The organism is Timaviella obliquedivisa GSE-PSE-MK23-08B, from assembly GCA_019358855.1.
GTDB classification, from domain to species: domain Bacteria; phylum Cyanobacteriota; class Cyanobacteriia; order Elainellales; family Elainellaceae; genus Timaviella; species Timaviella obliquedivisa.
In genome coordinates, this window is record JAHHII010000010.1 from 156546 (window position 1) to 162718 (window position 6173).

Consider the following 6173-nt stretch of genomic DNA (forward strand, 5'->3'; position numbering starts at 1 on the left):
ATTTGATACAAAGTAGAGAACACTTCAAGATTTCCATCTTAGAGATTACCCCAAGCGATGCCCATAACTTTGCAGCAACAAATTCAACAGTTCTACGATGCCTCTTCTGGGCTATGGGAGGAGGTGTGGGGAGAGCATATGCACCACGGTTATTATGGTGCCGATGGTACAGAGAAAAAAGAGCGGCGACAGGCGCAGATTGATTTAATTGAAGAGCTTTTAGCCTGGGCAGGCGTGCAGCAAGCAACACGAATTCTAGATGTAGGCTGTGGTATTGGTGGCAGTTCGCTTTACCTGGCGGAAAAGTTTAATGCTCAGGCAACGGGTATTACGTTGAGTCCTGTTCAGGCAAACCGGGCGATCGCCCGATCGCAAGTTGCAGGATTAGGCGATCGTACCTCTTTTCAAGTTGCCGATGCTCTTGCCATGCCGTTTGCCGATGATTCTTTTGATTTAGTTTGGACGCTTGAGAGCGGCGAACACATGCCCGATAAGCAACAGTTTCTGCGAGAGTGCTATCGCGTTTTGAAGCCTGGTGGCACGCTGCTGATGGCAACCTGGTGTAATCGTCCCACTGCTCCTCCCGATGCGCCGCTGACTGCCGATGAGCAGAAGCATCTGGAAGATATTTATCGGGTTTACTGTTTACCTTACGTAGTGTCGTTGCCGGAGTATGAGGCGATCGCCCAATCCTTATCTTTCCAATCTATCCGCACTGCCGACTGGTCTACTGCCGTGGCTCCCTTCTGGAACGTGGTAATCGACTCTGCAATCACGCCCAGCGCTATTTTTGGACTACTGCGATCGGGCTGGACAACCATTCAGGCAGCGCTCTCGTTAGGGCTAATGCAGCGAGGATATGAGCGAGGCTTGATTCGCTTTGGGTTACTGAGCGCTACTAAGCTTTGACGCTTGAAATTTGTCTTAGATAAATATAAAAGTTAGCAGAGAAGCATAGCGGCATGGTCAATGTCTCTGATATGAAGCTCCATAATACTTATCCCTGGCTTCCCGTTGGGGATTTTTTGTGAGAAATTAGGTGAGATTGAACGTGATATGGGCACTGATGGAAGCACAGAAGGATTCCCGAGGTATTAAATATTGCTTACTATAATTCGGTAGCCCTCAAGCGATTGTATTTATGAGTCGGAATTTATGAGTCGGATTTCACCGTCTAAGCCTTTATCAGCAGGCGTTTACAAAACAAATATCGTTCAGCGTCAGTTTCCTTGGCTGTATGCCTTCTGGAAGTTTTCTCGCCCACACACAGTCATTGGCACAACTTTAAGTGTATTGGGGTTGGCTCTAATGGCTTGGGCGCTAAATGGTGGGCAGCAATCCTATCCTCCTTTCCTTATTGTTTTGACATTGGTTGCTTGTCTTTGCGGCAACGTTTATATTGTTGGGCTGAATCAGTTAGAAGATGTAGATATCGATCGCATTAACAAGCCACATTTGCCCTTAGCTTCCGGAGAATTCACTCGCTCTATGGGTCAAGGAATTGTGGTGTTTACGGGCTTTCTTGCCCTCACTTTATCTAGTTTTCTAGGCACCTTCTTAACCTTTACCATTTGGGCAAGCTTGCTGATTGGAACGGCTTACTCACTACCGCCAATCCGGTTAAAGCGGTTTCCAGTTTGGGCATCTTTGTGCATTTTTACCGTGCGAGGGGCGATCGTTAATTTGGGGCTATTTCTTAGTTACACCATGCACTTGGGAGCATCTACTAAACAGCAGTTTTTGGGAGTGAATGTACCAGAAATTCCGCCGATTGTGTGGGTGCTAACGGCGTTTATTGTCGTGTTTACATTTGCGATCGCCATCTTTAAGGATATTCCTGATTTAGAGGGCGATCGCCTCTATCACATCTCTACTTTTACCGTCCGCTTAGGCGCTCCTGCTGTTTTTAACTTATCCCGCTGGGTCATTACAGCTTGCTACTTAGGCGCGATCGGGGCAGGTTTGCTCCTTCCAAATGTTAATCCAGTATTTTTAGTAGGAACTCATGGGCTAGCATTGATGGCGCTATGGGTTAAGAGTTTTCGAGTCAACTTGCAAAATAAAGAGGCGATCGCTCAGTTTTATCAGTTTATTTGGAAGCTCTTCTTTTTAGAATATTTGCTCTTTCCACTTTCGTGCGTGTTGTGGTGATCAAGACGCACGAAAGCGAAAGACTTGAAAGTTGTATTTAGCACAATAACAGCTATGGCAAACCCAGCGGGCAGAGTCTTCTTAGTCGGTTCAGGAGTGGGCAGCTTAGCCTATCTCACGGTACGTGGACAGCAATTGCTTTCTGGGGCAGAGGTGCTGGTACACGATGCTTTAGTCGATGAAGAGTTGCTTCAGCTTGTGCCAAAAAGCTGTCTTAAATTGAATGTGGGTAAGCGGGGCGGTTTACCCAGCGCGACCCAAGAAACTATTAATCACCTGTTGGTTAAACACTGCCAACAAGGAAAGCAGGTTGTCCGGCTGAAAAGCGGCGACCCGTTTATTTTTGGGCGATCGACTTCCGAGATTCAGGCACTGAATGAAGCAGAGTGCCCTTTTGAAGTGGTTCCTGGCATCTCTTCGGCATTAGCGGCACCTTTGCTGGCGGGTATTCCGCTGACCGATCCAGTGTTGAGCCGTTGCTTTGCAGTCTTGAGTGCCCACGAGCCAGAAGCGTTAGATTGGGAGGCATTGGCTCGGCTTGAGACACTGGTAATTTTAATGGGAGCCAGGCACTTGCCTATCATCGTCGAGCAGTTGCTCAGGCATGGGCGATCGCCTCAAACGCCGATCGCTATTATTCGTTGGGCAGGGCATCCAGCGCAACAAATTTGGATAGGCACTCTCGAAGACATTGTTCAAAAAACTAGTCGTCAATCCCTCTCGCCTGCCGTTATTACCATTGGTGAGGTCGTTCGCCTTCGTTCTTATCTCCAGTCTTGTCCTAACGATCTGTCTTTGTCTTTCCCTGCGGTTGATGCTATGGCTGTTGATTTCATAAACTCACACCCATTACCGTTAACGGGTAAAACTATCATCGTGACCCGGGCGGCAGGGCAGTCAAGCCAGTTTACCCATTTATTAGAGGAGCAAGGCGCGACGGTCGTAGAGATGCCTGCACTGGAAATTGGTCAGCCTTCGAGTTGGGAAGCGCTAGACACGGCGATCGCCCAAATTTCTCAGTTTGACTGGCTCATTCTGACCTCTACTAATGGTGTTAATTATTTCTTTGAGCGGCTGTTAGCTCAAGGGAAAGATGCTCGGGCATTAGCTGGGATAAAAGTCGCTGTGGTAGGTCAAAAAACTGCCGATAGTCTTAAGCAATACGGCATTCAGCCTGACTATGTGCCGCCAGACTTTGTAGCAGATTCATTAATTGAGCATTTTCCAGAGAATGATTTAGCAGGACTAAAAATTTTATTTCCAAGGGTTGAAACGGGTGGACGAGAAGTTTTGGTGAAGGAGTTTGTGGCAAAAAAGGCGATCGTGACTGAAGTCGCGGCATATCAATCGATTTGTGTTCAGGAAATCTCGCCAGAGGTTTTGAACAAACTATCAGATGTTGATGTCATCACCTTTGCCAGTTCTAAAACGGTAAACTGTGTCTGCCAGCTTTTAGAGACCAGAAGTAGGCTAGAGAGATGGGATGATAGCCTTTGTATCGCTTCAATTGGGCCTCAGACCTCGGCGGCTTGTAAACAATGGTTAGGGCGTGTGGATATAGAAGCTGAAGACTACACCTTAGAGGGGTTAACCCAAGCAATTGTTACTTGGGCTAGAAAAAAGTAAAACGCTTCTGTGGAGTCTTGTCAGAAGCAAGTCCACACAAAGTAACTGGAAGAAGGCGCTCGATTATGTCTGTAGTGATAAGGGGTGAAGGATGCAGGCGGGCAATGCTGTTGATACTAATCAGCAAAGGCGAATTGGATTAACGGGCGGAATTGGTATGGGTAAAACCACCATTTCTAACTATTTGGCAGCAAAGCAGATTCCCGTTCTAGATGCAGATGTTTACGCGCGCGAGGCAGTGGAGCCAGGTTTAGTAGTATTACCTAAAATTGCGGCACGCTATGGTGCAAATATTTTGCTGCCAGATGGAACCCTCGATCGCCATCAGCTAGCAGGAATTATTTTTGACAGTCTTTCTGAAAAGACCTGGCTAGAGCAACAAATTCATCCGTTTGTACGCGATCGCCTAAAGACTGAGTTACGCCATCTAACCAATGCTCCAATTTTACTCCTCGTCATTCCTCTACTATTTGAAGCTCAAATGACCGATTTAATCACCGAGATTTGGGTCGTCCGCAGCTATCAAGAGCAGCAAGAGCAGCGGTTAAAAGAACGCGATCGCCTTAGTCCTCAGCAAATCCGTGCAAGGATTGATGGACAAATGGCGATCGCGCAAAAAGTTCAGCAAGCCCACGTTGTGCTTGACAACTCCTCAACCCTCGAAGCTTTATATCAGCAAGTCGATAAGGCTTTAGGAATATAAGAAATCGCCGACCAAATGCCCCTAACCTTACTCTGCCATTTCTCCACCCACAACTACATTGCGAATTCTCAAACTAGGACCGCCGCAACCCACAGCTAGTCCACTCTGACCACCCTTACCACACCCGCCCGACTCATCCCAATAAAAATCATCGCCGATCGCTTCAATATCTGCCAGCGTCGTAAAAACATTACCCGATAAGTTAACATCTCGCACAGGCTCCGCGATTTTGCCATCTCGAATCATCCAGGCTTCTCCAGCTCCAAAGGTAAACATTTCACCATTAGTCATGCCGCCAATCCAGTTGCGGGCATAAACTCCCTCCTGAATACCATTGAATAACTCGTCTACTGGAGTTTTACCCGACTCAATCCAAGTATTTGTCATCCGCACGATAGGCGGATAGTGATAGTTGAGGCAACGAGCATTACCTGTGGGAAGTTCTCCTAATTTCCCAGCTGTCTCACGGGAATGTAAGCGTCCTACTAAGACCCCGTCCTGAATTAACTGGGTAGTGGTAGCAGGAACCCCCTCATCATCGTAAAAATAACTGCCACGGTGCCCTTCAGAAGCCGCCCCATCAAAAATTTGCAGATCCGGCGACCCAAACCGTCGCCCCAATGTCATCACCTCTAAAATATCGGGGTTCTCATAAACCATATCGGCTTCCGAAAGGTGTCCAAAGGCTTCATGGACAAACAAACCCGAGAGAATAGGATCAATCACGACGGTATAAACATTGCCCTTGACAGCAGGCATGCTCAAAGCACTAACAGCGCGTTGACCTGTGTGGCGAACTTGATTGTCTAGATTTTCTAAGTCGTTGTAGGCTTTACGGGAGCCTATAGTTTCTCGTCCAGTCTGCACAGTTTCGCCATTGCGAGCAGTAGCAGCGAAACGCATTTCCAGATCAATCCAGGATTGCTGAATCAAAGTGCCGTCGGATGTGGCAAGAATGATGCGCTGAGCGCTATCGCTATAGCGAACTGAGGTAGTGGCAATACGATCATCAACACTCCGCAAAATTTCGGAATAGTGACTACAAAGGGCTTTTTTTTGAGCAAGGAGAATATGACGCGGATCGGTGCCATGAAGGGGCAAATGACAAATATCTTGGATAGTAGGAACTGGGGCAAGGCAGGTTTCTTCATCCCCGACCAAACGAGCAGCAGCGATCGCCTCTTCAATTCTTTCTCTAAGATTGGTCAACCGATTAAAGCTAGCAAACCCCCAACCTCCTTTATGGCAAGCCCTAACCTGTCCTCCAATAGAAATGCCTTCACTCAAAGTTTCTACTTTATTGCTGCGCAACAAGATATCCGTACCCTCTGCTTCTTCCAACCGAATTGCCAGGTAATCGACTTGCGATCGGTATTGGGCAATCAAATCAGCCAATAGGTTGGTGGAATCTGTGAACAAAGTAGACATCAGGGGACGCTCCACAAGAACTGTTTCTATTGTGCAGTAGCAGTGTATCTTCGGGCGATCGCACTTCCATAGATTCTCCAAAACCCAATAAAAAAGCGCTCCCTTGCGGAAGCGCTCATCATCAATTCTAAGCCATGGTCTAGCCCTGGATAGCAGGAGCAGTCAGTGCCACAGGAGCCGCCTCACCCGCTGCCAGGTCGAGCGGGAAGTTGTGCGCATTCCGCTCGTGCATCACTTCCATCCCTAAGTTCGCACGGTTCAACAC

The 6173-nt window shown here is 47.6% G+C and carries 6 protein-coding genes; 4 read left to right on the plus strand and 2 right to left on the minus strand.

The genetic code is table 11. The annotated features are described in order from the left end of the window. The first annotated feature begins 57 nt into the window (after positions 1-57). From KME11_17350 to coaE, 4 genes are all read left to right on the plus strand, one after another. Positions 58-909 (plus strand): methyltransferase domain-containing protein, encoded by an 852-nt coding sequence (locus KME11_17350; protein ID MBW4516979.1) that lies wholly within the window; start codon positions 58-60, stop codon positions 907-909. 246 nt (positions 910-1155) lie between these two features. Continuing rightward, positions 1156-2151: a homogentisate phytyltransferase gene (locus KME11_17355; GenBank protein MBW4516980.1), complete on the plus strand. Its 996-nt coding sequence runs from the start codon at positions 1156-1158 to the stop codon at positions 2149-2151. Between the two features lie 54 nt (positions 2152-2205). Next, a complete protein-coding gene (cobA, locus tag KME11_17360) occupies positions 2206-3777 on the plus strand; it encodes a uroporphyrinogen-III C-methyltransferase (protein MBW4516981.1) in 1572 nt (523 codons plus the stop codon). 91 nt (positions 3778-3868) lie between these two features. After that, positions 3869-4480: a dephospho-CoA kinase gene (gene coaE / locus KME11_17365; protein ID MBW4516982.1), complete on the plus strand. Its 612-nt coding sequence runs from the start codon at positions 3869-3871 to the stop codon at positions 4478-4480. Positions 4481-4507: 27 nt separating this feature from the next. On the opposite strand, the gene KME11_17370 is transcribed toward coaE, so the two are convergent. Next, positions 4508-5908, minus strand: a complete 1401-nt coding sequence (locus tag KME11_17370; GenBank protein ID MBW4516983.1) for a TldD/PmbA family protein — start codon at positions 5906-5908, stop codon at positions 4508-4510. Between the two features lie 139 nt (positions 5909-6047). Beyond that, positions 6048-6173: photosystem II q(b) protein (locus KME11_17375; protein ID MBW4516984.1), on the minus strand; the 126-nt coding region annotated here is incomplete at its 5' end.

Excerpts from the sequence above, each read along its gene's own strand:
- KME11_17350 (MBW4516979.1), top strand. The coding sequence starts at position 58 with ATGCCCATAACTTTGCAGCAACAAATTCAACAGTTCTACGATGCCTCT.
- KME11_17355 (MBW4516980.1), top strand. The coding sequence starts at position 1,156 with ATGAGTCGGATTTCACCGTCTAAGCCTTTATCAGCAGGCGTTTACAAA.
- coaE (MBW4516982.1), top strand. The coding sequence starts at position 3,869 with ATGCAGGCGGGCAATGCTGTTGATACTAATCAGCAAAGGCGAATTGGA.
- KME11_17370 (MBW4516983.1), bottom strand. The coding sequence starts at position 5,908 with ATGTCTACTTTGTTCACAGATTCCACCAACCTATTGGCTGATTTGATT.
- cobA (MBW4516981.1), top strand. The coding sequence starts at position 2,206 with ATGGCAAACCCAGCGGGCAGAGTCTTCTTAGTCGGTTCAGGAGTGGGC.